General features: G+C 58.3%; 21 protein-coding genes and 4 pseudogenes. 9 read left to right on the top strand and 16 right to left on the bottom strand.

Translation table 11 applies throughout. The annotated features are described in order from the left end of the window. The first annotated feature begins 13 nt into the window (after positions 1–13). The 4 genes and pseudogenes from OH764_RS33890 (at position 14) to OH764_RS33875 (ending at position 3,138) form a co-directional block, all read left to right on the top strand. Entirely contained in the window at positions 14–586 is a 573-nt protein-coding gene (locus tag OH764_RS33890; protein WP_498851357.1) for a sigma-70 family RNA polymerase sigma factor, read from the top strand. Between the two features lie 28 nt (positions 587–614). Further along, positions 615–865, top strand: a pseudogene (locus tag OH764_RS33885) (IS3 family transposase); the annotation flags it as partial. Positions 866–1,326: 461 nt separating this feature from the next. Beyond that, positions 1,327–2,648: pseudogene (locus OH764_RS33880) on the top strand (IS5 family transposase). 220 nt (positions 2,649–2,868) lie between these two features. Further along, on the top strand, positions 2,869–3,138 hold the full coding sequence (locus OH764_RS33875) for a DUF1488 family protein (protein WP_498851356.1): 270 nt from the start codon (positions 2,869–2,871) through the stop codon (positions 3,136–3,138). 1,734 nt (positions 3,139–4,872) lie between these two features. On the opposite strand, the gene OH764_RS33870 is transcribed toward OH764_RS33875, so the two are convergent. The 3 genes from OH764_RS33870 to OH764_RS33860 all read right to left on the bottom strand — a co-directional run bounded on the left by OH764_RS33870 (position 4,873) and on the right by OH764_RS33860 (position 8,535). Beyond that, a complete protein-coding gene (locus OH764_RS33870) occupies positions 4,873–5,715 on the bottom strand; it encodes a hypothetical protein (RefSeq protein WP_498851355.1) in 843 nt (280 codons plus the stop codon). A gap of 6 nt (positions 5,716–5,721) precedes the next feature. Continuing rightward, positions 5,722–6,465, bottom strand: coding sequence for a hypothetical protein (locus tag OH764_RS33865; protein ID WP_498851354.1), 744 nt, complete (start codon positions 6,463–6,465; stop codon positions 5,722–5,724). 642 nt (positions 6,466–7,107) lie between these two features. Further along, entirely contained in the window at positions 7,108–8,535 is a 1,428-nt protein-coding gene (locus OH764_RS33860; RefSeq protein WP_498851353.1) for an ISNCY family transposase, read from the bottom strand. A gap of 222 nt (positions 8,536–8,757) precedes the next feature. Between OH764_RS33860 and OH764_RS33855 the strand changes: the two genes are divergently transcribed. After that, the gene (locus OH764_RS33855; RefSeq protein ID WP_498851352.1) at positions 8,758–9,042 is read left to right on the top strand and encodes a type II toxin-antitoxin system Phd/YefM family antitoxin; all 285 of its coding nucleotides are present in this window, start codon (positions 8,758–8,760) and stop codon (positions 9,040–9,042) included. Continuing rightward, a complete protein-coding gene (locus tag OH764_RS33850) occupies positions 9,042–9,380 on the top strand; it encodes a type II toxin-antitoxin system RelE/ParE family toxin (protein WP_498851351.1) in 339 nt (112 codons plus the stop codon). The genes OH764_RS33855 and OH764_RS33850 overlap by 1 nt, the downstream gene beginning before the upstream one ends. Before the next feature lie 498 nt (positions 9,381–9,878). Here the strand turns inward: OH764_RS33850 and OH764_RS33845 are convergent, their stop codons facing one another. Both OH764_RS33845 and OH764_RS33840 read right to left on the bottom strand, forming a co-directional pair. Next, positions 9,879–10,988, bottom strand: a complete 1,110-nt coding sequence (locus OH764_RS33845; RefSeq protein WP_498851350.1) for a GGDEF domain-containing protein — start codon at positions 10,986–10,988, stop codon at positions 9,879–9,881. Then, a pseudogene (locus tag OH764_RS33840) lies at positions 10,984–12,075 on the bottom strand (ISNCY family transposase); the annotation flags it as partial. The pseudogene OH764_RS33840 and the gene OH764_RS33845, both read right to left, overlap by 5 nt. Before the next feature lie 210 nt (positions 12,076–12,285). Here OH764_RS33840 and OH764_RS33835 point away from each other — a divergent pair. The 3 genes and pseudogenes from OH764_RS33835 to OH764_RS33825 all read left to right on the top strand — a co-directional run. Continuing rightward, complete coding sequence (locus OH764_RS33835) at positions 12,286–12,576, top strand: type II toxin-antitoxin system CcdA family antitoxin (protein WP_498851737.1); 291 nt, start codon at positions 12,286–12,288, stop codon at positions 12,574–12,576. Then, entirely contained in the window at positions 12,576–12,899 is a 324-nt protein-coding gene (locus OH764_RS33830) for a CcdB family protein (protein WP_498851736.1), read from the top strand. The genes OH764_RS33835 and OH764_RS33830 overlap by 1 nt, the downstream gene beginning before the upstream one ends. Before the next feature lie 232 nt (positions 12,900–13,131). Further along, positions 13,132–14,853, top strand: a pseudogene (locus tag OH764_RS33825) (oxidoreductase); the annotation flags it as partial. Positions 14,854–14,946: 93 nt separating this feature from the next. On the opposite strand, the gene OH764_RS33820 reads toward OH764_RS33825, so the two are convergent. From OH764_RS33820 to OH764_RS33770, 11 genes are all read right to left on the bottom strand, one after another. Then, a complete protein-coding gene (locus OH764_RS33820; protein WP_498851735.1) occupies positions 14,947–15,528 on the bottom strand; it encodes a TIR domain-containing protein in 582 nt (193 codons plus the stop codon). A 95-nt stretch (positions 15,529–15,623) separates the two neighbouring features. Then, entirely contained in the window at positions 15,624–17,105 is a 1,482-nt protein-coding gene (locus OH764_RS33815; RefSeq protein WP_498851734.1) for an SIR2 family protein, read from the bottom strand. 59 nt (positions 17,106–17,164) lie between these two features. Beyond that, complete coding sequence (locus OH764_RS33810) at positions 17,165–17,950, bottom strand: toll/interleukin-1 receptor domain-containing protein (protein ID WP_498851733.1); 786 nt, start codon at positions 17,948–17,950, stop codon at positions 17,165–17,167. Positions 17,951–18,093: 143 nt separating this feature from the next. Beyond that, complete coding sequence (locus tag OH764_RS33805; protein WP_498851732.1) at positions 18,094–18,702, bottom strand: toll/interleukin-1 receptor domain-containing protein; 609 nt, start codon at positions 18,700–18,702, stop codon at positions 18,094–18,096. A 27-nt stretch (positions 18,703–18,729) separates the two neighbouring features. Further along, the gene (gene thcA, locus OH764_RS33800) at positions 18,730–19,368 is read right to left on the bottom strand and encodes a Thoeris type III anti-phage system protein ThcA (RefSeq protein WP_498851731.1); all 639 of its coding nucleotides are present in this window, start codon (positions 19,366–19,368) and stop codon (positions 18,730–18,732) included. Further along, positions 19,365–20,531 carry a Thoeris type III anti-phage system protein ThcB4 gene (thcB4, locus tag OH764_RS33795; protein ID WP_498851730.1) on the bottom strand — a complete coding sequence of 389 codons (1,167 nt, stop codon included), beginning with the start codon at positions 20,529–20,531 and terminating at the stop codon, positions 19,365–19,367. The genes thcA and thcB4 overlap by 4 nt, the downstream gene beginning before the upstream one ends. A 35-nt stretch (positions 20,532–20,566) precedes the next feature. After that, positions 20,567–21,058 (bottom strand): TIR domain-containing protein, encoded by a 492-nt coding sequence (locus tag OH764_RS33790; RefSeq protein WP_498851749.1) that lies wholly within the window; start codon positions 21,056–21,058, stop codon positions 20,567–20,569. A gap of 294 nt (positions 21,059–21,352) precedes the next feature. Then, positions 21,353–21,964, bottom strand: coding sequence for a glutathione S-transferase family protein (locus OH764_RS33785; protein ID WP_498851729.1), 612 nt, complete (start codon positions 21,962–21,964; stop codon positions 21,353–21,355). A gap of 89 nt (positions 21,965–22,053) precedes the next feature. Continuing rightward, positions 22,054–23,031 (bottom strand): zinc-binding dehydrogenase, encoded by a 978-nt coding sequence (locus tag OH764_RS33780; protein ID WP_498851728.1) that lies wholly within the window; start codon positions 23,029–23,031, stop codon positions 22,054–22,056. A 51-nt stretch (positions 23,032–23,082) separates the two neighbouring features. Then, the gene (locus OH764_RS33775) at positions 23,083–23,769 is read right to left on the bottom strand and encodes a type 1 glutamine amidotransferase domain-containing protein (protein ID WP_498851727.1); all 687 of its coding nucleotides are present in this window, start codon (positions 23,767–23,769) and stop codon (positions 23,083–23,085) included. A gap of 64 nt (positions 23,770–23,833) precedes the next feature. Continuing rightward, positions 23,834–24,424 (bottom strand): TetR/AcrR family transcriptional regulator, encoded by a 591-nt coding sequence (locus tag OH764_RS33770; protein ID WP_498851726.1) that lies wholly within the window; start codon positions 24,422–24,424, stop codon positions 23,834–23,836. Positions 24,425–24,453 lie beyond the last annotated feature (29 nt).

Raw genomic sequence — 24,453 nt, 5'->3', positions numbered from 1 at the left:
CCATCACACGACAATGCAACGCCTGCATCGTGCGGACTCGCGAGTAGACCTCGACTACGTTGGCCAACTTCTCCTCCATACGGCACAGGGCAGCGAGTCGCACTTTGCGCAGCTGTATCGGGTCACGGCTCGACGTCTACATTCGGTGATCGTGCGCATCATACGGAACGAAGCTGACGCGGAAGATGTATTGCAGGAGGCCTTCGCGACGACATGGCATCTGGCGTCGTCGTTCGACCCTGCGCGGGGCAACGGAATGAGCTGGCTCGTCTCGCTCGCTCGCAATAAGGCCATCGACCACGTCCGTCGATTCAGATATTGCCCGCTCGATGACAATGTGGCCGAAGCCATACCGTATAACGGCCCTTCACCTCTCGCGCTTGCGGAGATGAGCGAAGCGCGCGCGCAGATCGAGAACGGCTTGCGTCAGCTTCAAGCGAATCATCGATACGCATTGAAAGCGGCGTTTTTTGGCGGTCTCGCCTATCGTGAACTTGCGCGATCGTTTGGCGTTCCAGAAGGGACGGCTAAGAGCTGGATCAGGCGCGGCCTCGCACAACTCAAGTTGCTGCTCGACCCGTCATAATCCCCCTCTTATTGGCAAGTCGGCTTTATCCGACGGTTTTGAGTTCCGGTGCAACCATTGAACGCCACTGCGGATAACAGTCGCACTGGACTGCTGCGACTGAGAAGCGATTAGCTCGGCGGCGACAACTGGCGGACATAGGGCTATGTGGTGAGCGACGTGATGGTGGCCGCCGTAGAACAAGCGCTTCGCCACCAAGCAGACTGCGCAACCCATTGAATCGTTGTCCGACAACGTCTGGCAGGCATCGATCACCTCTCGCGCAGCTTCCGACGTGAATTTGAAGACACCGCGTCCGAACTCAGTGGGCAGCTGGAGGTGATTTGACCCCGTGACCTCGATTACGCGGACACCGTTATGTTGTTGACGCAGCCACACGCTTGAACGCGTGGGACGAGCGATATTTCAGTGCGCAATGCGGATGGCCTTCGTTAGAAAAGAAGGACAACTGATTGCGGGTTTTCAGAAGGGGGCGAATTCGTCTGCGAGCCTCATCGAGACTAGCTTTCGGGGTTGGCGCGAACGGAGCGGTTAAAGTCAAGGCTTTGGGGAATATATGTGTTGGCTTCCAAGACGTAACTAACCGTCTATGTTCCTTACTAACCCCGTCTCTAACGAGTCGAACCTGAACAATTCGGAAGTCCTTGTGTGGTGAGGCTTTACGGGCCAAATGGTGTGGTGGGAATTGCAGGGACCTGGCATATTGATGCGTGAATCCTGCAATTTCTGACGGGGTGCGGATGGGTCTCAAGACACCTGGACGGAGGGAGATTTTCTTCCGGCAACCGCTGCGTGAACAGATCAACCTAGAGCATCCGTTCGTGCGTCTGGCTGACCTGATCAACTGGGAACGGCTGGGCGCGTCAATGAGTGAGCGCTTCGTTCCCGGCAAGGGGCGCCCGGCTACATCACCGCGCCTGATTGCGGCCCTGCTATACCTGCAACACGCCTTCGACCGGTCCGACGAAGAGGTCGTCTGGCAATGGGGCGAGAACCTGTATTGGCAGTTGTTCACTGGCGAGACTTACTTGCGGACGGAACCGCCAATCGACCCTTCGAGCGCGACACACTGGCGCAAGCGGCTGGGTGAAGCTGGAGTTGAGGAGCTGCTGGCAGAGACGATTGAAGCAGCCAAGCGCGCCGGCGTAATCAAGGCTTCAAGCGTGAAACGCGTAATCGTCGACACGACCGTCATGGAGAAGGCGATCGCGCATCCTACCGATTCACTCCTGCTCGAGCGGTGTCGCGGACATCTGGTGAAGGCTGCTGCGAGGCACGGCCTGAAGCTGCGCCAGAACTACAACCGCGAGGCGCCATGGCTGGCCAGGCAGATCAGTCGTTACGCGCATGCAAAGCGATACAAACGGATGAGAAAGACCCTGCGCACGTTGCGCTCGCTTGTGGGTCGGGTGGTGCGCGATGTCGAGCGGCAACTCGACGCGGTGGCCGATTGCAGCCGCGCGGCATTACAGGAGCTGATTGGCCGCACGAAGCGGATTCTGTCGCAGAAGCCCAAGGACAAGAACAAGCTGTATGCCCTGCACGCACCGGAAGTCGAGTGTCTGGCCAAGGGCAAGGCCCGCACGCCATACGAATTTGGCGCGAAGGTGTCGATCACGATGACTCACAAGCAAGGGGTCGTGGTGGGGAGGCGCTCGATGCCGGGCAACCCATACGACGGCCACACGCTGGCTGAGGCGCTGGAGCAGGCGGCGATCCTCAGCGATGTCACGCCAGAGGTCGCCGTCGTGGACCGTGGCTACAAGGGCGTCGCGATTGATGGCGTGAAGGTCTATCACCCCGGCCTGCGGCGCGGCATCACGCGCGCACTGAGGGCGATGATCAGGCGACGCAGCGCAATCGAGCCCGCCATCGGCCACATGAAGGCGGACGGAAACTCGACAGGAACTGGCTAAAAGGAGCGCTGGGCGACGCGATGCACGCTGTGCTGCGCGGCGGCGGCCGCAACCTTCGGATGATCCTCCGGAAGCTGCGGCTTCTTTTTGTCTTCATTCTCGCTGCCTTGTTCAACTACAACGGTGCTGCCGTCGTGATCGCGTGACGCCAGCGACATGAGAAACGAATTGTTCAGGGCCGACTAACGAGCAGGCGCCTCAAAAGATAGCCAAACGAACGTTGCTACTCCGGTTAGCAATCGGGGGTAACGGTGAAACTGGCTGTTGCGTCATAGACGTTTGCGCTGCTTGTATCTTCTGGTAGATTTATTGCCGAGCGGCGCAGTACAAATACATAGACCGCAGACTTTATCGTCGAGGTATGTCATGGAAGTTCTTGATCTCGCGCCCGTCGTCTCGCCAGACGGACGCGCCGTGGTTTTCATGCTGTCGATTTGCGGCCGCGAGGTTGAAGGCGCAATTGCGCGTGACGCGCTCGTGCAGCATTTCTGGTTACCGCGTAGCGCCGACCCAGCGCGTACGCTCAAGGCATTTCAAAACGGTCGCAACCGCATCGTCGCAGTCGCACAGAGAAAATTGCTAGCGCGACCTGACGAACCGCTGTGGCTGACTGCGAACGACTTTGTTGCTAGGTAACCGACAGCTGCCCGACGGCTGGTTGAGAGCAGAGTGGGGTGCTGACAATTCCGATGTGCCTGCGTCAGGAAGATCGGGCCGTAACTCCGCCTCAGTGTGGCCAATGGTGAGTAAGCCCGTCTCCAGTGATTCCGGTACTTCGCGCATGAACTGGTATTCGGCGCCACCCATCGGCTTGGCTACGCAGCGCTACGCATGTTCCGCAACGAGCCGGTTCTTCTCCTTTCACAGCAGCAGACCGATGGTCGGCCGGTCTAAAAACACGGTCGGCTCATCGTGCTGCGGCGAACAACGGTTTTGCCAAGCAGCTTCGTTCCGACTCGGATTTCTCGGCTCGCATGAATGATGAATTCACCACGAATGTGTGGGTCATATGGAGCCGGATAACGGTGCACTGCTCAATCCTCTGGGAATGAACTGACCCCACGAAGTTGGACACCCTTTTTAGGGTTTTTGGTGAAATACAGCGAGAAGAAGAAACTGTCGGCAACGCAGGATTACTGCGCCGGCCATGCCGGGCTAAAGAGAGTTGCGGCCCGCCACTACGTGGACGTTTCGTCACTTCGGAAATGGATAGCGGCATATCAAGCGCACGGCGAGGAAGGTTTGTGCACAAGAACCAGCCGCGTGCGAGTTGCATTCTTTCGCGGCTTTTCTGGCACAAGCAATATAGCGCTGAATTTAAGGGTGGAGTTGTGGAGCGGATGCGGAGGGAAGGCCTTTCATTCCGTCAGGTTGCGGCGCTCGCGAACGTTCGCAATTTCAATATCATCGCAGTGTGGGAGCGGCAGTATGATGACGGCAGTTTGGCCGCGGGACGTTCACGGCCTGCAACTTCTACCCTCAGAATGCCGAAACCGTCGACACCAAAAAAGCAATCGGCTGCGGATGAAGACTGCAGCCGCGAGGATCTGTTGCGGAAGTGGAGCAGTTGCGCATGGAGAACAACTATCTAAAAAAGCTCGACGCCTTCGTTCAAGCGAAGAGGATGTGGGACATTTCGCCCGATTGATGAGATCTTCATGCGGACGACCCGGTGCGGGGCAAGGGGACTCGCACCCACACGCATCACGATGACGTGGCCGCCGGCAGCTAGCGGCACTGAATGAGCCGCGCAGGCTGCTCACGAGCTCAAGCAACGTTGCGTCGAGCTTGTCGACGCGCATGGGTTCAATCGCCTTGGCGGCGACCGAATCGCTGTCAGTCTTCTCGAACGGCACCAGGCCGATGACAAGATCCCCCCAACCGTATTGGCGAAGGCACAAACGTCCTCGGCGAGCTTATGCTTGCCCTTTTCCGACAAGTTGCAACGGTTTTTTTCATTTCGAATCAGTGCATTACGTTGAGATGCGGCGGATTTTTTGCTTTTACCGGCCAGCCCTCATCCCAGCAGCGTGCACGCCGGCGCCCGCTGCTCGAACCAGCGATGATCGCTGCCGTCAATCTGGATCAGTTCGCCATAACACGCCCGATGGTTGCGCGGCTGGAAGACCTTCGGCGGCCGCTGCGCCCGTGGCACCCATACGGTCGTTGAGAACGATTAGTCTCGCCAGCGGTGCTGATAGCGGAGGCCGACGCAATCTCTGCTATCTCTTATGTCGTACATTGGTCGGGCCAAAGATACTGCGAACCCGCGCTTAGCGCTCACCCCGCGCCGCGGGCTAAACCGGTGACGGCTAGTCGGCATTGGCGCGCGTCGGTGGAGCGGGGAACTGCACTCATTCCACCGAGGCCCTATTGCAAGGCGAGCGGGTGTGTGGCTGCCGCTTCGTGAACGGCATCTAGCGTCAAATAAGCTGAGTCCACGTCTCCCTCCAGCGCGGAAAGCAGAGTCTTAGAAAAGTCTTCCGGCCTGGAGCGCTCAACTTCTCGCTTGACGACAGTCTTGTGATCCTTCATGACTAGGAGAAATACTGTCTCCTGCATAAGCATGACTTTGACATCCCAGGTACTTTCGCCGTGGCGCACGGCCACATTGACACCGTCTTCGGCGGTGCGCCATTTCACTTCATTGCGCTTGAACCACTCGTCGACTCTGAGCAGCGACCAGAGCTTGGAAATCGGCAGTCTTTGGTGTTCGAGTGACTCGTAGGCTCGGGCAATAAAACTGTCGAGCGAAGCAGAAGTTGCATTTCGCTCTTTCCATCGCGGACGCACCCACCTCGCACTTAACCAGGTTGTCGACTTCGTCCCACCTGACGGGAGGAAGTGATCCACATGCTTGGCATGAGCCAAGCTGCCTTGTGTATCGGCCCGCCAGTTCAACACGCGGCCGGTGGACAGCTGATCGTCATCCAGTTCGCCATCATCCTCCAGAGACGTCATCCGGATAGGAGTAACCTTGCCCTCAGGCAGGCGACCGGTCTCCTGAGCGACTTCCGAATTAACTCGCTCGAGTAGATCGGTCACAGCCTTTTCGCGCTCAGGGTCCGTCAGAGCAGCATTAAGCGCAGTCAAAGCCGTCTGGCAGTCGGCCTCACTGTGCACATCACCGACGATGCCAAGGACATTAAAGAGGGCTGCCATCTCGGCATCCGAAAACATCGGCTGCGCATCCGTAACACTGACATTTGACATGATCTTTCAGCCTTCCTGCGACGTTTGATCGCCACGATATTTGTCAAAGCGCGCACAAAAGTCACGTGCCTGCTCGTTGGCCATAGCGAAATACTGCCCCGGCTCCACTTTTCTGACCAGCGATATGCGTTTCTCGTTCCAAAGCCGGGCCATCCTGCACTTCCGCTCGTAGAACTCGACTAGCTTTTCGCCGCCAGCGGGGTCTGCATGCAAGAAGATGGAGGCGTCCCCGCCGAGGTCAAGCCGTGTCTGGATCGCGACGTCTACGAGCATATATGCTACTCCCAGCAAAGGCGGCAGACCGACACGATCTAGATGCTCGCGCGGGGCATTCGACAGATACCAGACGAAAGCCAGCTTTGAGTGATCTCCCGGATAGGGGGACGCGTAAGCGGGTACCGAAGTCAGCATCCCGACAGGGACCCATCCCTCCGAAACCTCAGCCACAATGGTCCACGCAACGGCTCGCTCAGCGCCCTGCTTAAGGCGGTTCGTCGTTCCCGCCATCGCATAGTACAACGGCCAGTTCCAACCTACGTCAGCCCTCACGCCGGCATGCGGGTCCAGCCGAACATTACCGGCTGTCGCACTCACATACTGGTCGTTCACGAGCGGCTGGACATGTCGGTGCCAATACCACGCGTGCCCGAGCGTCATCGGTACGGCTTTGACGGGGCAGAAAACGTCGGGCTCCGCGCCGTCGTACTTGAGGCGGCGTATCGGATTCGCAAGGCTGGCGCGTACAGTCATGGGCGGGGCATTGGTTGATATTCCCCCATTCTAGCGCACGCCCTCAATCCCGATAAGTCGTATTATCAGGGCTAAATTAAATAGAAAAATAGCGGTTTCACATTTCATAGAAAGTGATTAGATGATAAGAATGAATTCGAATTTTGCTCGAATCTGCCCCTTGCAGTAGATAGGGGCAAGGCCGTCGTGCGCCCATGCAGAGCGGCGCAGTAAGCCCGCCGACGACACATCAGGGCGTACCTGCGCATAGAAGATGCGATTATGCGACTGGCCAGGAAACAGAACATCTGCGAAAACGTTTCAGCCAAAACCGAGGCAATTGGCGAATTCCAATATCGCTTGCCGGACTTTATGCATCGATTAAGTCGCCCTTGGTCATACGGTGCAAATTTATTTTAAGAATGCACGCGATAAATCACCAACGGCGAGCAGGTTTTCGGTGTTAGGGCTGACGGGAAAGGACGCATGAACGGCCGCCGATGTTTTTAGCAGCTACATATGTCGAGGCCAGTTTGAAATGTCGGGGTGCTGGCTAAATACAGATGTCGGGTTTTGAGGTTGGATTTGAATTTGTATTTGAGGGTTTAACTCTCACGCAGCGTTGAAGCAACATGTGTGAACGGGCAGGGCGTGTCAGTCCGTTCAGCGGAACTTTGCAGACCGGCAGCCAGGTTTTGAAGACGTGTTCGGCTGTTGTGCAATCTGCACGATCACCTCGTTGATGTCGGCCCGCGTGAACTCGCGCTGCTTCTTCGTGCCAGGCCGGGGCTGATCGCGTTCGACCGGCACCCCCCGGTTCGTGCGCGACGGCGAGCCCGACGCCCGCCGGTCATCGCGCTGCGCCTGTAGTGCCTGCGCCACCTGCAGCGCATGTCCGAGCCGCTTGTGCCCGATCACTGCACCCTGGTCGACCTCGGCGAGCCGGTCATAGGGGACACAGGGAAGGGCCGCGCCGTCCGCCCGGACCTCGATGCGCCCGTCCGGATACTCCCACACCTCGATATACCGGTGGATGAGCCGCCGGTTCGCCACCGTATCCTCGAGCAGGTACAGCACGCGGTCGTACTGCACCGTCAGCGCCTTCGTCACGCGGCGCAGTTCGCGCCAGGTCAGCAGGGCGTCCAGGTCCTCATCGTCCCGCAATGGCCGGTGCGCGTCGAACGCGCTCCGGGGCGGCTTCGCAAAGCGCGCGTTATACGAGGCGATGAAGGCGGGCGCATAGGCGTTCGCGGCGTCAATGGTACTGATGTCACGCAGCCGCAGCTCCTTCACCAGACGGTCCTGCAGCGTCAGGTGCGCCCGTTCGACGCGGCCCTTGGCCGGGCTGCTGTTCGCGCAGAACGTGTCGATGTTCAGTTCGTACATCGCGCGGCCAAAGTGCGTCACACTGTGCCCGGTCTTGCCGGCGCACGTGCTGCGGAACACGCTTGCGCGGTCGCTGTAGAACGCCACCGGCTTGCCGTAACGTTCGAGGTAGGCACGCGTCGCTTCAAAGTAGCTGAAGGTCGATTCGCTCGCCGTGAAGTGCAGCGTCATCAGCCGGCTGGTCGCATCGTCGACATACACCAGCAGCGTGCAGGCCGGCGCCCGGTCCTCGAACCACCGGTGATCGCTGCCATCGATCTGCACCAGTTCGCCCAGGCAGGCCCGGCGTGCACGTGGCTGGTACACCTTCGGCGGGCGCTGCGCACGCGGCGTCCACAATCCGGCATCGGTCATCAGCCGCCTGACGGTCTCCTTGGCCAGCCGGATACCGTGACATTCATCGAGCTTCTCGCGCGCCAGCGTCGGGCCAAAATCCGCATAGCGCTCGCGGATCAGCGTCAGGGCGCGCAAGGCCAGCCCGTCGTCGAGCTTCCGGTTGCCCGGGCGGCCACGCCGCCCGGATGCCACGCCCGACGCGCCGTGCTCCCGGTAACGGTTCACCAGCCGCTCGACCTGACGTACCGTCAATCCCAGTCGTTCGGCGGCACGACCAGGCTTGAGGCCCGTCTCAACGATCGCCTGAATGACCTTCAGCCTGTCCAGTTCGCGCATGCTCAGACTCACCAGTGTCCTGTGCGGCTTCATGGCGGGCTCCCGCAACGTGGCAGCAGCCTGCCAGCTTGCCAGCGTTCAGAAACACGACATCTGTAAATAGCCAGAACCCGACATTAGGATATAGCCCGTACAACATAAATGTTGATAAATTATGTTATGTCAACTTTACGTCATGTCGAACGCAGCACGGGGTTGTTATCAGACCGTTAATGGTTTAAATTCGGTCCGATCCACTTGCCCCCGGAGCGCTAGATGCATATCGCGGATCATGTAAAGCCAATCAGCTACCTCAAAAGCGAAGCGGCGCAAATCGTCAAGGATCTGACGGAGTCGGGAGAGCCGCTCATCATCACGCAGAACGGCGAAGCGAAGCTCGTCGTCCAGGACGTGCGAACCTACGAATCGACACAGCAGACGATCGCCCTACTGAAAATCCTGGCGATCGGACAGAAGCATATCGAGCGCGCGGATCACGCTGATGGCGACGAGTTTTTTGCAGAGCTTAATGAGCTAGACCAACAGGAAAAGCTCCGCTGATGGCGGCGCCCTTGCTGAAGTACCGCATCCTCCCTACCGCGCGGATCGGCATCGACGAACTGAGAAGCTACGTCGTCCGCACATTCGGTTGGGAAACATGGCGTCAGACATCCGCGCAACTTCAGGAAACGATCAGTCACATTCGCCAGTTTCCCGCTAGCGGTCACGCGCCTCCCGAGCTTGAGGGCTTCTTCGAGGACGGTTTCCGGCAGGCCCTTTCCGGCAAGAATCGGGTTATCTATCAGGTCCGCGACGACACCGTTTTTGTTCATCTCGTGGCTGACGTGCGACGTGACCTGCCCTCCCTCCTTCAGAGAATCGTGCTTCGCCTGATGTAGGGGTCTGGGCCAGCTCCAACGTATTCAAGCCTTACATCCGCAATGTCAAGTAGTACATATCCAAAGTTGTAATTTTTATTTAAGGCAACTTGTAAAGCTGCAGCACTACAAGACAGTCCGCTACGGCAAACCTTTACTAAGGAAGCGTCGTTACATGCCATTAATCATGAGATGTGTGCTGAGACGGGCGGTGTCTTGGTCCGGCAACTGCAGATCGGCCAAGAAGAGAGGCCTGGCCTACGGATCGTTACACGGATTTGAATGACGATTCGCAGCCCCAGGTTGCTGGGCGTGGCCCTTTGTGTTTTCGGATGCGCCATTAATCCGCAAACGGGTCAACAGGAAGTTGCTGCTCCCGTTGAAACCCAATTCAACAGTCTCCTCCAGTTGTGTCTCAGTAGGAGGCGACGGTGGCGGATCGTCACGGACCGGCCTATTTCCCGCCCTGCCGCCCAATTGCAATGGAGTGCAGACACTTCGATGGAGACTACCGCGCCGCTAGGGCCCGACGGAATCGAAATGCTCTTCTGGCAACACATCTTCCACCCGATTCCTGCCCAACTTCTTCGCCCGGTACAACGCCCGGTCAGCCTTAGCGAGCACGGCAGATGCATCGAGACGCCGGCAACAGCTGCTTGATGCGTGGCCGATCGATACTGTCACATGACCTCGTCCTAGGTCGTCCTCGTACAAGCCCGCAGTTGATTCTGCCACCGATTTGCGCAGGAGCTCCGCAATATGTAGTGCACGGCCAGACTCGCAGTCAGGGAGCACTGCGGCGAACTCCTCACCGCCATATCTCGCCACAAAACCGGGATGGCTGCCAAGTGTCGTCCGTAACGTACTGGCGACCGTCTGCAGACATGCATCGCCGGCGAGATGACCGTGTTTGTCGTTGTAGGCCTTGAAATGGTCGACGTCGATGAGCAGAAGCGATAGCGCAGAGCCGGTCTTGCTCGTCACAGAAAGTTCTCGTCGGAACTGCTCATCAAAGTAGGCGCGGTTGAAGACTCCAGTCAGCGCATCCCGCACGGAAAATTCCCTCAGCGCGCAATGCGCGTCTGCGAGCGCCTGGTAGGCGCGGCCCGTCTCATTCAACAGCGCGCCAAGCAGCGCTCCGGCAGAGCACATCGAAGCAAGGCGCGCAGCGTACCAGCCAACGCTGTATCGAGGGCCGGCGGCGAGTGTCAGCGCTACATCCATTAGTCCGGCTAGGAGTGCTACCGCGATGAACAGATCGACCGCCGTGCGCAACCGCCTCATAACGATATGAAAGACAAGCGCCCCGCTGCACAGTACAGCAATCGCAATTGCGATCGGGCTCGCGGACAGATGCCTGCTAGGCAGAACGCCTGAGACGAGGTCAGGGAGCCCTGCGTGCAACGTGATCGCTGCTGAAGTGAGTGCAACCGAGAGCAGAACTGGACCGACGATCGCAGCTATCCCTAGACGCAAGCGTGTCGCGGCAGCTATGACATGAGGGCCGTATGCTCTCGCCACCGTGATAGCGATGATGACGGACAGTGCGTAGCCGCCGCGCCACAGGAGCCAAATCCAAATGGTGGTTTGCCGCCCGGCTCCAAACAGCCCATTCTCCACAAAGACCATCCGGATACTCCCAGACCTCGATATACCGTCCGATCAGTTTGCGGTGCTCGGGCGTGTCGTTCAGCAGGTACGTGACGCGGTCATACCGCACAGTCAACGACTTGCTCACCTTGCGCGGCTCGCGCCACGTGAACACCAGATCAAGATTCTCGTCAGCCCTGAGTGGGCGGTGAGCATCGAATCTGCTCTTTGGTAGCTTTGCGAAGCGCGCGTTGTAATTTGCCATGAAGGCCGGCGCATACGCATTGGCTTCGGCAGCCGTGCTGATGCCACGCAACCGCAATTCTTTTACGAGGCGGTCCTGCAACGTCAGGTGGGCCCGTTCGACGCGCCCCTTGGCGGGGCTACTGTTCGCCCAGAACGTGTCGATGTTCAGCTCGTACATTGCACGGCCGAAATGGGTCGCGCTGTTGCCATCCCTGTTTGCACCCGTCTTGCGAAACACGCTGTACTTGTCGCTGTAGAACGCGACAGGCTTGCCGTGGCGTTCAATATACGCGCGCGTCGCTTCGAAGTAGCTGAACGTCGATTCCGTCGCTGTGAAATGCAGCGTCATCAGCTGGCTCGTCGCATCGTCGACGTACACCAGCAGCGAGCAGGCCGGCGCCAGTTCCTCGAACCACCGGTGATCGCTGCCATCGATCTGGATCAGCTCGCCCAGACACGCGCGCCGCGCACGCGGCTGGTAAATCTTTGGTGGCCGCTGCCGGCGCGGCACCCAGAGACCTGCATCCGTCATCAGACGCCTGACCGTCTCCTTGGCGAGCCGGATGCCGTGACATTCGTACAGCTTCTCGCAAGCCAGCGTCGGCCCGAAATCAACATAGCGATCACGAATGATCGAGAGTGCCCGATCGGCCGTCACCGCGTCCAGCTGGTTGTTGCTGGGCCTCGAGCGCCGACGCGACACGAGGCCTTCCGGTCCATGTAGGCGCAGTCGCGCCACCAGGCGCCGGATCTGCCGCGTCGTCAGCCCGAGCCGTTCTGCCGCGCGCCACGGCTTGAGCTTGCCGTCGGCAACATCCTGAATGACCTTGAACCTGTCCAGTTCGCGCATCGTCATGGTTATCCGTTCGGTCGCAGCCATTAAAGCCTCCCGCGCCGGAACGCCGGCGGCCGGTCAGCTTACGCTGCGAAAAAGCGGACATTTGAACCTGGCTAAAAAGCGGACCAGGACTATGCGGCCGAACCGGGTACCTAACTTTCTAGGGACAGAAGCGGGTGAGGGACGTCAAGGTCGGAAGAGCCGGGAAGTATGGCAAACTATGCGCATGTCTCATGCACATAGGAGATGCCCATGATTAACGCACCGGCGGCGCAACCGAATGTCGTCAAGCGTGTTGCCAAGGCACATTCCCAGTCAAAGGTCGCGCGCAAAGCCACCAACGTTTCACTTCCGACCGATTTGCTCGAGCGCGCCAAGGAACTGAACGTTAACGTGTCGAGGGCAAGCGAACGCGGCTTGCGCGAAGAGGTTCAGGCCGCCGAAGCTCGCGTCTGGGCGGAAAAGAATGCAGACTTCATCGCGGAAATGAATGCGCGAATTGAGCGTGACGGCTTGCCCTTGGCAGAACATCGGATGTTTTGATGGCTCGGTTTGATCTTTACAACAACCCTTCGGCAAGATCCAAGGCCGCGTCGCCGTTTCTACTCGACGTGCAAAGCGATCATCTCGGCAATCTCATATCGCGCGTCGTCATTCCTTTGACGCGCGTCGCCGGCAACTACACAGGCAGCAAGGTTGCGCAGGATCTGTCGCCCATCATTGATATCGAGGGAGAACAGTTTGTGCTGGAAACACCGTTGCTCGGTGCGTTCAGGACAATCGAACTAGGCCCTGCGATCGGTACGCTCAGAGATGAACGGGACCGGATCGGTGCCGCGCTCGACCGTCTATTCGGCGCTTACTGATCCCCGTTGGCCGGTGAGTGATTGCTGATGCCTTCGAATCAATTTGCCTTTGCCCTTAGCTGAGGATTGCGCTTCGGTTTAATCTCGCCCCGCCCGGCTGCCTTCGCGCCGTAACCGCCGAACCGACATCGGATTACGACTTCCTTGATGCTGATAGATAGCATTCCTATATAAAACTGAGCTGTTATGTAAAATTCAGACTGAAGCAACCTAAGGTTGCTTCGCGCCGGCAAGTGGCGCTCTTCCTAGGCGTCCAAGAGCAGTTGCGCCATCGCCACTGCGCGCACCAATATCGCCGATTACGCCTCGCGAACTCGGCAGCGACGAGGTTGACCGTCACATTGCCGATTTCGTCAACAGTGCCGCTCTTGCCCGTGAGGCCGGCTATGACGGCGTTGAAATCATGGGATCCGAAGGCTACTTTATCAATCAGTTCCTGACCGCGAATACAAACCAGCGCACCGACAAATGGGGCGGCGACTACTCCGCACGTATGCGGCTGCCGGTCGAAATAGTCTCGCGTACCCGACAAGCGGTGGGCCCGGATTTCATCATCATCTACCGCCTGTCGATGATTGACCTGGTTCCGGGCGGAAGCGACTGGCAAGAGGTGGTCATGCTTGCTCGTGCAGTCGAAGCTGCGGGTGCCACTATCATAAACACCGGGATTGGCTGGCATGAGGCGCGCATTCCGACGATTGCGACATCGGTACCGCGAGCAGCATTTGCGTGGCTGACGAAAAAAATGAAGGGGGAAGTCGGCATTCCTCTGGTCGCTTCGAACCGGATCAATACACCAGCCGTTGCGGAGGACGTCCTGGCCGAAGGTTGCGCCGACCTCGTCTCCATGGCGCGTCCGATGCTCGCCGACCCCGAATTCGTTAGGAAGGCTGCAACAGGTCGGTCAAAAGATATCAACGTCTGTATCGGATGCAACCAGGCCTGTCTCGACCACATTTTTTCGAATCGGGTGGCGAGTTGCCTGGTGAACCCGCGTGCCTGTCACGAAACCGATATCGTGCTGAAACCAGCTGTCGAGACCCGCCGTATTGCAGTTGTTGGTGCCGGGCCAGCAGGCGTATCCGCAGCCGTCACACTGGCAGAGCGTGGTCATCAGGTGCATCTGTTCGATGCAGCGGACCAGATCGGCGGGCAGTTGAACATGGCCAAAGTCATACCAGGCAAGGAAGAATTCTTCGAAATGCTAGGTTATTTCGAGCGACGCATCCAGCAAACGGGCGTCAGACTTCATCTGGGTGAAGAGGTGACCGCCGAGCAACTCGTTGAGCAGAGTTTTGACGAAGTCGTTATTGCAACTGGCGTAAAGCCGCGCCAGCCCAGCATACCGGGTCAAAACCACCCCAAGGTTTTGAGCTACGTCGATGTTCTCCACGGTCGCAGGCCCGTTGGCAAGCGCGTTGCAGTCATCGGTGCGGGCGGCATTGGCTTTGATGTCGCTGAATATCTCGTCGAGCCTCCGCAGCGTGAGGCGCCTAACGTGGCGCAGTGGCGCTCAGCCTGGGGCGTCGGCGATCCCGAGCTTGCAAGGGGCGGCATCGAAGGGGTACGGCCGGCTCCCGATGCCCCCTTCAGGAAGGTATGGCTATTTCAGCGTAGTACCGACAAAGCTGGATCCCGACTGGGCAAAAGCACGGGATGGATACATCGCGCCGCGCTCAAGATGAAGGACGTGAGGTCCATTGAGGGCGCAAACTATGAGCAGATTGACGACCGGGGCCTTCTGGTGTCATTCGGGCCCGAGCGGCAGGAACCAACCTGGTTTAATGTGGACAATATCGTACTCTGCACGGGCCAGGAGTCCGTGCGAGACTTGCTTGAACCGCTTAAGGCGGCCGGCATTAAAGCGCACGTGATTGGAGGCGCGGATGTGGCGGCTGAACTGGATGCCAAGCGAGCCATATCTCAGGCGACCAGACTCGCCGCAATGATCTAGCGGCTGCTTCCACGACCGTCGCGGAAGCGCTCTCGCATATCACCGCGATCTCTCCCGAGATTGCGGCGACCGGGAAAGGCTTAACCTGCCGGATCAGCCGACCCAGTTGTTGAAGGACTCGTAGCCCTTATCGGCAGACCAGCAGTACGTCCGGTACCCGAGCTGCGACAACTTAATCGCCTTTCCACGTTTGTCAGCGCTCGCCGTGGTCTTTAGCGTGTATTTCTCCATGGTCGGTGACGCAACCCATTCGCCGCCCTCATACTCCAGCGGCTCAACTGACGTGCCATCTGAGCTGTAACGTAGCGCCAGATATTCGAACGGATTAGGGCCGTTGGATTTGACCTGCTGGTCCTTTCCCTTGATCTGGTTGATGTGAACGCCGAATGTCTTGTTGCCGCGAAAAATGCTGCGGAAGATCTCATATCGCACCCAAGGGCGGGCATATGTCTGCGAGCCAATTAGCACGCAGGTTGTCGATGTGTTCTCAAGCCCTTCGTGAATCAGCTTCTTCAGATCGGCTTTCCCCTTCTTTTTGCTTTCTTCCCAGATTGAGGCGTCAAAAAATCCTGCGTCCTCCCGATCGTCCTTTGCGACCCAGTGGTTGCGAACAACGTTAGCCCGGAAGTCGATGACATCCTGGTAGTGAAAGCTGAAAAATACGCGCTTGGCCATGATTCGATACAAACCCTCAGATAGTTAGTATTTCCGTGAAGCTCGATTTCCAAGTATTGACACCATATGTGCCTTCGTGGATCGCCCGCACACTCTCATTCGTTCCTGCGGATGGATTCGACCAGTTTCAGGATCGACTGGATCAAGACTCTAGGATCCGGCAACGAAGTGGTTGGCCCTATCGCATCAAGCGATTTCCTGAACGCAGTTGTGGCACCCGGATAAAATTCCGGAAGATTATCCGCCACCCTTCCCCACATTTGCTCCGCAACATAGCCAGTCGCACCCACAGGAATTACTTTCAGCCCCTGCTCAACCGCCATGTCAAATTCCGCCACGACGCCGTCGGCGTCGATGACGTCGTCACCCTCCCGCTTGTTACCGAACAGGAAGATCGCGATACCTGCAAGTCCGATCATCTCCTCGCGGTAGCGCTGGTAGGCCTTGCGTCGCTCCCGCAGATCACTGATGGCGATCGGAAACGGCCGGGCAACCAGTTGAGACTGACGATAACGACGCTTGTCCCGCAGAATCGGATCCAGGGCGCCAGCGATCACCGAGGGGCCGACGCCGAGCCCAAAGCCAGTCACGATGCGATACTTCTTCTCAACTAATGCCTGACTGAGCCCCGCGACAAACTGATTCGCCGTATCAGTTTTCCATGGCGCGAAATCATCCGCGCTACCGGAAATAAAGATAGTCCGCTGGCGGTACTCCTGCTCGATAGCGGCAAGAATTCGGGTGATGTCTTTGTAATCGTCAACCAGCAGCGTGTGAACGCCAATGCGAGCGAGGTCCTTGATCAAGAAAGATTGCTGATGCTTTCGGTATTCGAAGTCGGCGTTTCTTTCCCTTGCCTTTTTTTGCTCCCGCCGCATGATGCAGTAGTGCTGTTTTGGTGCCTGATGTAGCGTGACCCGTACTCGGCTCATCACGTAGTCGATATTCGGATCACTGAAGCTGAAGCCGAGAAAGAGAAAGGTCTTCGCGGTCAGGTCGCCACTCAGCGCGGTGACAAATGGCTCGTGCCTGCGAAAATAGCCTTCGTAGTCGTCCTTGGTCAGAACGGCATCATCGGGATGCTCGACGTCGCCATGCATCTTGTAGACGATCGCATCGCGGCTCGGCGTGGTCTTCTTCAGTTGCCTCACTTCATATTTGATGTCTGCGATCTTGTTCGCCTGGTCGAGCGCAGTTTCGATCATCCGATCGTAGTTCGTCGTCCAGTACGTGGAGATGGGCAACCGGGCGAGAATCTCGTGGTTGCTCGTCGGTTTGCGTATATCGCTGAACTCCGCGATGATTCGCCGGTTCAGCTCAGAACGGTTCCTGCGCTCATTCAGATGATACTGGGCAAGCGCAACCAGATTTGTCTCACGGTCGATATCCAGCCCCAGTTCCTCCGCGACGCTGCGCAGCAGCTCTTTCCAGTTAACGTATCCTAGTGACGCGGACAACCCAGCTCCAGCGAAGATCGCGGCGTTGTTGTCAACGAGCTCATCGGTGAAGGCGCGGATAAACGCCCTCACTTCGCCTGAAAATGTTTCAGGGACGCTTTTAGATTGCTTTGTAGCCATACGATGGTGGTGTCCCGGGAAATCGTGTGAAAGTAAAACCTTGCCTGTCGTGCCAAGGGTTACCCTTCCTTGGATTCAGGCTTGAACTCGTACAGTGCATCCAGAGCGTCCGTGCCGCGACCCTCCGCTTTGTGCCACCAAACCAGGTCGCTGTGGTTCAGGCTAGCAAGGTGAGAGAGTTCTACCTCGTAATGAAATTGTGTCGCACTGTCGGCAGTGATCTGGCGCCGGGCAGACTTCTCGAGAGACTCGAGGACGATCCGAGAGGGCCTCCGTTTGCGAATCAGCTTGCTGGTCGTGAGTTCAGCGTAGATCCACGGCGAAGCCGTAAGGGATGCACCCGCATCGTCGATGGAGTCTTTGACGACAATTGATGAAGGCGTATTGAGGAAGATCACACATTCGGCGCGATCTATCATCGTCGAAAGCGCGCAGGACAGCATCATATGAACGTGGCTGGTCGAACGGTTCCGAGCCTCGTAACTGTAGGTTTTCTTATCCTCGTTCTTGCAATACGCATTGTCGATCTGCTTCAACAGATCGTCCGAATGCCCCCAGACGGTTGAGTCGATGAAAGCGCGAAGGCCGAACCTGGCATCGAGCCACCCCGCAAGACCGAGTGCCAGGTCGACATCGCGGTGCGAATGCGAGATGAACACGTGAGCATTTTCAGGCCCGAACCAGTCGGCCTGCAGCTTGGTCGCATCAATCGCATTATCTTTGACATACTGCGTGATCTTGGGACGCATCCTTCCAGCGTCGGCATCAAAAAGAGCTTGCCCCCGGTCTTTGTGCGTGCCAAAAGGGTCGTCGCCTTGAATCTTAAGGTTGAATCCCCGATACATCCTGATCTCCTGCGTTTTATTGAAATAGCCGCGGGTCGATTACGGCCCACATGGTCGTTATAACCGCTAATGCACACGGGTAACTCCACTTGTCTCCGTGCGCGCATCGAGAAATGTCCGTCCTGCGGCGAGGGTTACCCGAACTACCCGATCACCCTCGGACGTTGAAAGCCAGAATTCGAGCTGCGCCACCGCAGAAATGATTCGCTGTTAGGCGATTCAAGCCACGTTACGCCGGACAGACTCTTCGCAGGTGGCCTGACGATTTCGAGATCCCCTTCTATGTCGATCCGCACGTACGGATAAAGTCCGAGAAACTCGCGTCCGTGATAATAGTCCGTGGCCTCCGACACCACTGGCAGTATCGCCACGTGGCCTTTAGCGGCATCGAACCAGCCGAGTTCCCAGCACATCCAGCGGGACTGGGCGGCGCCGTTGGTGTCGATAAAAAGCATCGTGTCGCTCGCGCGCATGGCTTCGCGCACTGCGGCTGCATTCGCAGATGTCACGGCCGCGCGGTCCGACTCCGGGGCGTCAATCCAGTCACAGAATACGGTGTAGCCTTGCTGTTCCAGATAATCGTAGACACCGAGAACGATCTCGGCGTCCCGCATGGTTTGGGACAGAAACACATCGTATCGCTTGCGCAACTGGCTCCGGATCCGGTTCAGGCACTCGTGGGCAGCGAGGTTTTCGGCGTCTATGCGACGTTTTGCCCGATCGCGTATGTCGCGCTCATTCAGTAATGGCATTGTGGCAGTCCTGTCACCGAGCGAGGCTCAGCTATAGCGATCCTGTACATTGGTCGGCTGCTCATCAGGACGGTGGTATCGTCGCTCGCGCACCGAAATACCCAGATGCCTGTGAAGCAACGACACGTAGTCGAGGTCGTTGACGAGATCCTCGTTAAGGGATGACATCCGCTCGGCAATCTTGAGTACAGCCCCACCCGTGGAAACAACGGGAATCACCTGCGTGGATGGCTGCAGTTGCCGGATCAGTTCATATTCGTCGACGATGCCGCCCATGCCGCCGACGAACACAGCGGAGTCAAAGCCGTTTTCCGTAAATATCCGGTGCCGCATGTGTGCAAGGCTCTGCTCCCTGTCATTGTGCACATCGTCCGTGAAGACGACGTTTTTGAAGCGTTCGTTGTCTTCCGGAAATTCATCGCGAAAATGCTGTGACTGGTATAGCCGAACCCACGCGCCATAATCAACACCAAGGCTTTCGGCCACCACCCATATCATAGGGGTAATCGCCGGTTGACCGCCCCAAATCAGCAGGCGACGCCCAAGGACGACGTGCACCAGCGCCGATACGGCGGCAGTGATAGCTACCGTATCGGCTGTCGCTGCAAACTCGGCGCCCCGGCGAGGATCCGGCACACCTGCGGAAAGAAAGATCGCATTCTTCAACTTGGAGCCTCCCAAGCCGGAAGCTTCCAGCCTGCATCGACCGCCGGGACCGCGCGCACAGACGCGATGTTCTCGTCGAGCCACTCCAGATGCGTTCGCCATTGCTTGCCGATTCCCACGTGGTCATAGACCAGCATCGGTGTCTCGTCCTGCTTTGCCTCCCTAGCCTTGTCGGCGACATCATTAAGCAACTCGGCCGTTGGAATGCCAACCACGGGGTACGCCCAAATGGTGCGCCCATCGTCGAGTCGAATCGAAATGGCCCGGTGAGCGCCGATACCGGTTATCTCGCCTCCTACGCGTTCGACTTCGGCACGCAGCTTGCCCGTGATCGACATGTAGCGCGAAGCAATGCTGCGACTGCGCAGGCTTTCGACCGCCAGCACGATCTGTTCAACCTTCGGGTCGGCGATTGGTCCGTCTGCGCCAACAAGTTCATTTGCATCCAGATAGATGGTTTCCGCCAGATCCATGGCTCGATTGGGCGTATGGTCAGGCCACACGACGCGCAGCACATGAATTTCCTTCGCGCGTGCCCTGCCCAGTTCCTGGCGGGTCCACTTGTTTTCGAAGTACGTAGGCGTATCCAGCATGACCATGACGTCAGAGTCGCACAGGCGATGCCACAGGACCTCCTGGAACGCTTCACCGGGGCGGATGTCGTGCGTGTCGAGAAAAACGTCAAAACCCCGCGCGCTCATCAGGTCGTGCAGCTGCAGCGCTGCGGCGCGCGACTCGACCCTGCGATAGCTGACAAAGACGCGCCGCTGACGCCGCAGCAGACCGATGCACTCAAGTAATGCTGCTGCCAGTTCCGCGAGTCGCGTATCACCGGCGCGCCGGCGCAGAGCGTTCGCGTGGGCGAGCACGTCGGGCACGCAGGCAGCGAAATCATCTGCGACGCCAATGACCGGTATGACAGGCGCACTTGAACGTACAAGTTCGCGTACAAGCTCTACATCGACCTGTTCGGGCGCGCCGAAGTATGCAGCAACAAACGCCGCATGCCGGTTACGCTCACGCACCTCGCCCGCAATTCGGATCTTGATTTCGCCACCTACAGCGAGGCCGAACTCCTCTATCAGTCCCGCAAGCGTATTCGACAACGCTTCGCGGTCCGCCTCGGACAGACTGCCCAGAAGCCCTATCTCATAAACGCTCAACGCATGCCTCCCCGACGTGCCTGGCTGGATCCGGTTCAGTATTTCGCGCGGAGCTTGATTGCGTCTTCGACCCAGGCATCGAGGTTCTTTTCGATGGAAGCGTAGACCGCCTTGCTGTCGAGTCCCGCCGGATCGTGCAACGGGACGATCTGGGAGAGCGACGTCTGGTTAATGCTGAACCCCGCGAACGGATTGGCACCGGGGCTGGCCGTCTGAAGGTTCCGGTCCGTTAAACGATGAATACGTACACCGACCACACCCAGACCGCTTTCCCAGGCTTTGCGGATCTCGTATTTGACCCACGGACGTGATGCTGTTTGCGCTCCGACCAGCACGACTGCGCATGTGCGACCTTTCATCTGGGAAGCGATCCAGCGTTCGATTGCTGCGTCGCCGCCGCGCTTGACCTCCTCCCAGTCATTGCCGGATACAGGTTCATTGCCTTCGAGTGCGCCCATCTGGCGCACCTTCGACGCGCGCCAGCTATCAGCATCGAAATGAAAACTGAAGAAGACTTTTCTGGTCATTGGATTCCCCGGTGGCTTACTCTGATTTTTTATTACTACTGCAGCCCAACACTGATTATCGCCGCCGGTCATTCTGGACGGAAAGGCCCGGGATGTCCCCGATTTAGAGCGGATAATGCGTCGAACATTTTGCCCAGTCACCGTGAAAACATCAAGGCGATCGAACGATTTGCACGAGGTCTGGATTGCAAGACCAGCGCTTCCATGAAACAGTCATGTCGATGCTCCTGAAAAGGCGCACCGGGCCTGAGTGCGAGGCGGCGACGCCGGTACCAGCTTTACTACTACGGGCGATTATGCTCCGCCCTTCTCCATCGCTCGCTTGTAAGCCGGACGAGCCTCGATTCGATCGACGAAAGAGGTGAGATTCGGGAACGCGTCCCGTCCACAAAAAACGAGACCGGTCTGGGCAACAAACGAGAGCTGAATATCAGCTCCCGTGAGTTCATTTCCGACAAAATACTCCCGGCTAAGCAGTTCACGATCAAGAAAACCCAGGTGATTCTGCAATTCACTCTCTATTCTTGGCTGCAACGACGCCGCCCCTTCGCCAAGGCGAGCCGTATAGACCCGCAACATTAGCGGCAAGATTGCCGAACCTTCGGCATAGTGCAGGAACTGCGAATAGCGATCATAGTCAGCCGTTCCATACTCAGGGCACAGGGTTCCATTGCCATAGCGACGGATCAGGTGGTCCACGATTGCACCAGATTCGAAAATCACCCGCCCATCATCACGGATGACCGGGGCCTTGCCCAAGGGGTGGATTGCCGCCAGTTCCGGCGGAGCAAGATGTGTCTCCAGGTTCCGCTGGTATTTAACCAGCTTATATTCGAGCTGGAGTTCTTCCAGCAACCAGGTAATGCGTCGGGAGCGGGACGCGTTAAGGTGGTGTACTTCGATCATCGACAGAGCCTTCAGATTGTGAACGTTTTCTAACTGCGCGTCTGAACGTGGGTCGTCACGACGCGCGAGCCTAACTGGTTCTCGCTGGCCTAAAAGCGCAGCAAGACCTTACCCTTTCGCGCGCTCTTCTCGCTCGCTGCTGCCGCCAGCGCAGCATTCTCGACATCGAACACGGCGTCTACCGGCAACTTCAGCTCGCCAGACGCAGCCAGGGTCAGCAGTTCGCTAATCATCCGCGCCTTGTCCACGCCCGACGTCGTTTCAGAAATCTTGCTGGCCCAGAATCCCTTCACGGTTGCCTGCTTGAAAATCGCGTCACCCGAGTTCAGCCGCATCGGCTGACCGGACATGGCGCCGAACGACACCAGCGTGCCGTATTCGCCGAGCAGACCGAAAATGTCGCCGCTCGCGTCGCCGCCTACAGAGTCGACACCCGCCGCAAGCGGCACGTCACCGACGATCTCGCGAACCCGCTCCTTCCAACCGTCGCTTTGGGTCGAGACCGCATTACGAATCCCGATTTCGGCGAGTTCGGCGATCCCGGCTTCGCGTCGAACCAGATTCACCGCATGGATACCGCGCGCGTTTGCCAACATCGCCAGCGTCTTACCTACCGCGCCGTTCGCCGTGTTCTGGATGAACCATTGGCCCGGCTCCAACTGCAAAAATTCCAGCAGCATCACGGCGCTCAGCGGCATGGCGATCAACTGACAGCCGACTTCATCGCTGACGGCGTCCGGCAGCGGGATTACCGCAGCCGCCGGCGCCAGCGCGTAATCGGCCCACGCTTCGTGAATGCCCGCGACAACCACCCGCTGACCGACCTTGACGCGCTCCACACCTTCGCCGACCGCCTCGATCACGCCCGCGACTTCGCTGCCGCCCACGGCCGGCAGTGACGGCTTATAGCCGTATTGACCGCGGATCGTCCAGAGGTCGTGATTATGAAGCGGCGACAAGGTCGATCTGATTCGTACCTGACCCGCGCCGGGAGTCGGCGTGGTACGTTCAGCGACCTGCAGTACGTCGGCGGGATTACCGAAAGACGAATAGATAACGCTACGCAAAATTGATCTCCTGGAACATACGATAAGGGGTCCCTGCGCATACGCGCGGGATCAGTGCTTCGGGTCGAGAAGCTTCAACAACGCCTCGGCCGCGCCTTCGGGCGAAGCGGGGTTCTGCCCCGTTACCAAGCGTTGGTCGACGAGCACGTAGCTTTGCCAGTCCGGGCCCTTGCTGTAGTGCGCGCCCAGCCGCTGGAACTCGTCTTCGATCAGGAACGGCACCACATCGGTCAGTTGAACCGCAGCCTCCTCACTGTTCGAAAAACCAGTGACCTGGCGGCCTTTGACGAGCGGGCTGCCGTCGTGCGATTTGACCCGACGCAGCACGCCGGGTGCGTGGCAAACGAACGACATTGGCTTGCCCGCCTGCTCGAAGGCCTCGATCAACGCGATCGAATTGGCACTCTCTGCCAGGTCCCACAATGGACCGTGACCACCGGGATAAAACACCGCGTCGAAGTCGGCTTCATTGACATCGGCGAGCGGTGTGGTGTGCCCTAGTTGGGCCTGCGCCTCCTCATCAGCGCGGAAGCGTTTCGTTGCCGGGGTCTGTGCCTCCGGCGCGTCGCTCTTGGGGTCGAGCGGCGGCTGACCGCCGGCGGGCGAGGCGAGCGTCAACTTGGCGCCAGCGTCCTTGAAGGTGTAATACGGGGCCGCGAATTCTTCGAGCCAGAAACCGGTCGGTTTACCCGTGTCGCCGAGGCGGTCGTGAGACGTCAAAACCATCAGGATCTTCATGCGTGTGCTCCAAGGTCAACAGCGATTGCGCAATCAGGCCCCGTTGCGGGAAGGGGCGGAAAAATCAGGCTGCGCGAAGCACGCTCTGGGTGACGGCCATGGCTTGCGCCATTGCGCTACCGTCTTTGCGAAGCTTGGTGACGAGCGCGGCTCCCAACCACATCTGATAAAGAAGTTCTGCGGCCTCCTTGGCGCGAATCTCGGCCGACAGCGAGCCGTCGGCCTGGCCTTCCTGGATCACCGCGGCCAAGCGGACCATCAACCGGTCCACACCGTCGCGCAATACCACGCGCATCTCATCCGACAGATCGCTGACTTCCGCGCTCAGTTTCACCACCAGGCACCTCTCTTCGCCATACTGGTCGAGTTGCTGCTGCTGCCACTCGGCCCAGTAACCCAGCAGCTTGTCGCGACCGCTAAGCCCGGGTTGACCAAACAGCTCGGTGAGCCGCGCGTTGTAGTCGGCAACGTATTGCTGCAGCAACTCGCTGCCGAACGCTTCCTTCGAGCCGAAGTAGTGATAGAACGAACCTTTCGGAATATCGGCGGTGGTCAGAATCTCGTTCAAGCCCACCGCGACAAAACCTTTGCGCGCGATCAAGGTGCGCCCAGCGTCGAGGATGTGCCGGCGAATGTGGGGATGGCTAGCTCTCATAGTCGCCGGATTATTACACAATTAGACCA

This window comes from Burkholderia sp. M6-3, assembly GCF_050858985.1.
GTDB classification, from domain to species: domain Bacteria; phylum Pseudomonadota; class Gammaproteobacteria; order Burkholderiales; family Burkholderiaceae; genus Paraburkholderia; species Paraburkholderia caledonica.
The sequence above is the reverse complement of the archived record's forward strand: the minus strand, read 5'-3'. Positions and strand labels throughout refer to the sequence as shown.